At 58.8% G+C, this 5,105-nt stretch carries 3 protein-coding genes; 1 reads left to right on the plus strand and 2 read right to left on the minus strand.

The features are described from left to right. Together pyc and C9413_RS27530 are read right to left on the minus strand one after the other, a co-directional pair. Positions 1–2,113: pyruvate carboxylase (pyc, locus tag C9413_RS27525; protein ID WP_170251171.1), on the minus strand; the 2,113-nt coding region annotated here is incomplete at its 3' end. 129 nt (positions 2,114–2,242) lie between these two features. Next, a complete protein-coding gene (locus C9413_RS27530; RefSeq protein WP_039847044.1) occupies positions 2,243–2,983 on the minus strand; it encodes a LuxR family transcriptional regulator in 741 nt (246 codons plus the stop codon). 305 nt (positions 2,984–3,288) lie between these two features. Between C9413_RS27530 and C9413_RS27535 the strand changes: the two genes are divergently transcribed. Further along, on the plus strand, positions 3,289–5,105 hold a 1,817-nt coding region (locus C9413_RS27535), incomplete at its 3' end, for a glucan ABC transporter ATP-binding protein/ permease (protein ID WP_170251172.1).

Below are 5,105 nucleotides of genomic sequence, written 5' to 3' on the forward strand. Positions count from 1 at the left end.
CGGCAAGGTCGGTGTAGTATTTCAGATCATACTTCGGGCGCGCCGAGTTCAGGATATCGCCGGTATAGCATATCGCCGCCTCGCAGAGCTTGTTCTCTTCAGCGACCGCATCCATCGACACGCGCATGTTTTCGACCCAGTTCAGGCAGTCGAAGACGCGGAAGAGGTCGATGCCACCCTTTGCGGCCTGCCGGACGAAGTATTTGACGACATTGTCCGGATAGTTCTTGTATCCGACGCCGTTGGCGCCGCGCAGCAGCATCTGCAGGAGCAGGTTCGGTGCGCCTTCACGGATCAGCGCCAGACGCTCCCATGGATCTTCCGTCAGGAAGCGCATGGAAACGTCGAAAGTCGCACCCCCCCAGCATTCGAGCGACAGCAGGTTCGGTAGCGCATGGGCATAGGTCCCGGCGACGCGGGCGATGTCGTAGGTGCGCATGCGCGTCGCGAGCAGCGACTGATGGCCATCGCGCATCGTCGTATCGGTTATCAGCACGCGCTTTTCGTCTCGCATCCACTCGCCGAACTTCTTCGGGCCGTGCTTGTCCAGACGCTGCTTGGTGCCGGCCTGGACCTTGCTGCCGTTGGCATAGGGAACGACCGGCTCTGCAGCATTTTCCAGCGGCCGCGGCCTGTCCTTGGCTTCGGGATGGCCATTGACGGTCACATCGGCAAGGTAGGTCAGAAGCTTCGTCGCGCGGTCCTGACGCTTAACCTGCTGGAAAAGCTCCGGCGTCGAGTCGATAAACCGGGTTGTATAGCTGTTGTCCTTGAACTTCGGGTGTCCGATGATCGCTTCAAGGAAGGTGAGGTTGGTTGCCACGCCGCGAATGCGGAATTCACGCAACGCCCGGTCCATGCGCGAGATCGCCTCGAGCGGATTCGGCGCCCAGGCCGTCACCTTGACGAGCAGCGGATCGTAATAGCGGGTGATGATCGCTCCGGAATAGGACGTGCCGCCATCAAGACGGATGCCGAAACCCGAGGCCGAGCGATAGGCAGTGATGCGGCCGTAGTCCGGGATGAAGTTATGTTCCGGATCTTCCGTCGTGATGCGGCACTGCAGCGCGTGGCCGTTTAGCTTGATATCCTGCTGCTTGGGAACACCCGATTCCGCTGTACCAATCGCGTAGCCATCGAGGATATGGATCTGTGCCTTGACGATATCGATGCCGGTCACGACTTCGGTGACCGTGTGCTCGACCTGGATACGCGGATTGACTTCGATGAAGTAGAATTTTCCGGTATCGGAATCCATCAGATATTCGACGGTGCCGGCGCCGATATAGTTCGTCGCCTCGGCGATCTTCAGCGAATAGGCGGCGAGCTCCTGGCGCTGCGCTTCCGAAAGATACGGTGCCGGCGCACGCTCGACGACCTTCTGGTTGCGGCGCTGGATCGAGCAGTCGCGCTCGAAGAGGTGCACGACATTGCCGTGCGTATCGCCAAGCACCTGGCTTTCGACGTGGCGGGCGCGCTCGACGAGCTTTTCGAGATAGACTTCATCCTTGCCGAAGGCGGCCATCGCCTCGCGCTTGGCTTCAGTTACCTCACGGGCAAGATCCTTGGCGTCGCGAATGGCGCGCATGCCACGCCCGCCGCCGCCCCAGGAAGCTTTCAGCATGACCGGATAGCCAATCTCCTCGGCCATGCGGGCGACTTCCTTCATGTCGTCCGGGAGCGGATCGGTTGCCGGAACCACTGGCACGCCGACCGAGATCGCCAGATTGCGCGCGGCGACCTTGTTGCCGAGTTGCCGCATTGTATCGGCCTTCGGGCCGATAAAGGTGATGCCCGCCTTGTTGCAGGCATCCACGAATTCAGGGCTCTCCGACAGCAGGCCATAACCCGGATGGATGGCATCGGCGCCGGATAGCTTGGCAACGCGGATCACTTCATCGATCGAAAGGTAGCTTTCGATCGGCCCGAGATCGCGGTCAAGATGCGGGCCGCGGCCGACCTGATAGCTTTCGTCCGCCTTGAAGCGGTGCAGCGCCAGTTTGTCCTCTTCCGCCCATATCGCGACCGTTTTTATCCCCAGCTCATTGGCCGCGCGGAACACGCGGATGGCAATTTCGGAACGATTGGCAACGAGTATCTTGGATATGGGCAATGCGCTCTCCTCACGGCATCGAAACGGGCAATGCTGCACCCGCGAAGAAAATTCTTAACGCGCCGTTACAGAAAGTTCAATTTCCCTTGCGAAATAGAATTTCCCAAATGCGAGGGGTCGCGGGCTAAATTAGATAACGAGCCCGTGCCGGAAAGCCAGCGCCACCGCCTGCTGGCGGTTCTTGGCCTTCAGCTTGTCCTGCAGCCCATTCATATACCAATCGACCGTGTGGTTCGATATGCTGAGCACCTTGCTGATCTCCATCGAGGTCAGGCCGTCGGCTAAATAGTGCAGGATTTCGAGCTCGCGGCGCGTCAGCGGCATTTTGAGCAACGAAGCGCTTTCGAGTGCCTTCGCTTCGCCCTTGAGATCAAGCAGCCGCCAGAACGCTTTGCGGGCAACAGTTTCGAACAATGACATCTCCACCGGCGACAATTCGACAGGCTCGCCGCCGACGCTCAAGTTTCCGAGCACGCCGCTCTTGCCGTGAATGGGGAAGATGTAACCGTCGCGCAGGCCGTGGGCATCGGCATCCCTCATCATCTGTTCCATTCGCCGCTGGTGCGGATCGCGGCGGTAGGCGGCTAGGCTTTCCTTCCATCGAAATGGCCTTTGCGCCTGCGCCAGATACCGGACTGTTGGATCTATGAGGACATATTTTTTTGCAACATATGTTTGCGGCCACTTCTCGGGCCAATGCCCGGCAAGTACGAGACCCCAGGGATCTTGGCTCTGCTTCAAATGACGCAGCAATCCATAATATTCGAAGCCATAGGAATGAACGATCCGCCGAAGTTCCTCAACGACGGTTTCGGGCTTCGTGCATTCCTCTATGACGACGAGCAATTGAACCAAAGAATGAATATTCACAAAAAGCCCCTTGCCCGGCAATGGGCGATCGGTGAAGTCCGTCGACCGAACCACCTGAACGCGGCAACGACGGTCTTCAATTAAAAAACTGGCTTCATATAAAGTTTATGGATTGCTAAAGCTTGGTTTAAATACAAGTGGAAATTGTTGCACTCCCCGATCGGTTGAGCAGCTTTGCGCTGCGGTTATCCTGTCGCATCTTGCAAAAACACGTCACCTGAATGCGCCGTTAATCGTCGGTTCAGGTGTCTTTTCATAGCATCGCGCCATCCCGTTCTTTGCAGATGCACACAAGAGGTACCGCCGTGTCATTATTCAAGGTCTATGCAAGAGCTTTGCGCTACCTTGGCGCCTACAAGCTCCGCGTATCCCTGGTGGTCGTAGCAAACATTGTTCTGGCTGCGATCACGATTGCGGAGCCTGTTCTGTTTGGTCGCATCATCGATGCCATTTCAGGCAATGGCGAGGTCAAGCCCATTCTGTTCATGTGGGCCGGATTTGCCGTCTTCAATACGATCGCCTTCGTTCTAGTCGCCCGCGAGGCGGACAGGCTGGCCCATGGCCGGCGCGCGACTTTGCTGACGGAAGCATTTGGCCGCATCATCTCGATGCCGCTCTCCTGGCATCACCAGCGCGGCACGTCGAACGCGTTGCACACGCTGCTGCGCGCTTGCGAAACGCTCTTCGGCCTCTGGCTCGAATTCATGCGTAACCATCTCTCGACCGCCGTCGCCATTGCGCTTCTGGTGCCGACTGCCATGGCCATGGACTTGAGATTGTCCGGCGTGCTGGTCGTGCTTGGTCTTGCCTACTGGCTCATCGGCCGTCTGGTCATGAGCCGCACGAAGGACGGACAGGCTTCGGTCGAGAACCACTATCACACCGTTTTCTCGCATGTGAGCGACTCGATCAGCAACGTTTCGGTACTGCACAGCTACAACCGCATCGAAGCGGAAACCAAAGCGCTCAAGGGCTTTGCCGACCGTCTGCTGCAGGCTCAGTACCCGGTCCTCGACTGGTGGGCCCTTGCCGGTGCTTTGAACCGAATGGCATCGACCATCGCCATGATGATCATCCTTGTGATCGGCACGCTTCTGGTGCAGGCCGGCGAACTGCGGATCGGTGACGTCATCGCCTTCATCGGCTTTGCAAACCTTTTGATCTCGCGCCTCGACCAGATGCGCCAGTTCGCTACGCAGATTTTCGAAGCCCGCGCGAAGCTTGAAGACTTCTATACACTCGAAGATTCTGTTCGCGAGCGCGAAGAACCGGCGGGCAACGCCGACATCAAGGATGTCAAGGGCGAAGTCGAATTCCGCGACGTATCCTTCGGCTTCGGCAACTCGTCGCAGGGCCTGCACAATGTCTCCTTCTCGGTGAAGGCTGGCCAGACAGTCGCGATCGTAGGCCCGACAGGTGCGGGTAAGACGACGCTCGTCAATCTGCTGCAGCGCGTCTACGATCCAGACAGCGGCCAGATCCTGGTGGATAGCCACGACATCACCAAGGTCACCCGCAGATCGCTGCGCCGTTATATCGCCACCGTGTTCCAGGATGCGGGTCTGCTGAACCGTTCGATCAGCGACAATATCCGCCTTGGCCGCGAAGGTGCCAGCGAAGAAGAGATGCGCCGTGCTGCCGAAGCGGCAGCCGCGGCCGACTTCATCGAAACGCGCGAGGAACAGTATGACACGCATGTCGGCGAACGTGGCAACAGGCTCTCGGGCGGGGAGCGCCAGCGCGTAGCCATCGCCCGCGCCATCCTCAAGGATGCACCGATCCTGGTTCTCGACGAGGCGACCAGCGCGCTGGACGTGGAGACCGAGAATCGCGTGAAGGCTGCGATCGACAACCTTCGCCAGAACCGCACCACCTTCATCATCGCGCACCGCCTCTCGACGGTTCGTGAGGCAGACAAGGTGCTCTTCCTCGACAATGGCCGGATCGTCGAACAGGGCAGTTTCGATGAACTCAGCCACAGCAACGGCCGCTTTGCAGCGCTGCTTCGCGCCAGCGGTATCCTGACGGACGAGGACGTCCGCAAGGCTCATACGACCGAAGCCGCTTACCCAGCTTCGAGAATCGAACGTGCAAGGCCGGAGGGGAACTTCCGGCCTTTTTT

This window comes from Rhizobium sp. SEMIA 4085 (assembly GCF_013004495.1).
Lineage (GTDB): Bacteria > Pseudomonadota > Alphaproteobacteria > Rhizobiales > Rhizobiaceae > Rhizobium > Rhizobium gallicum.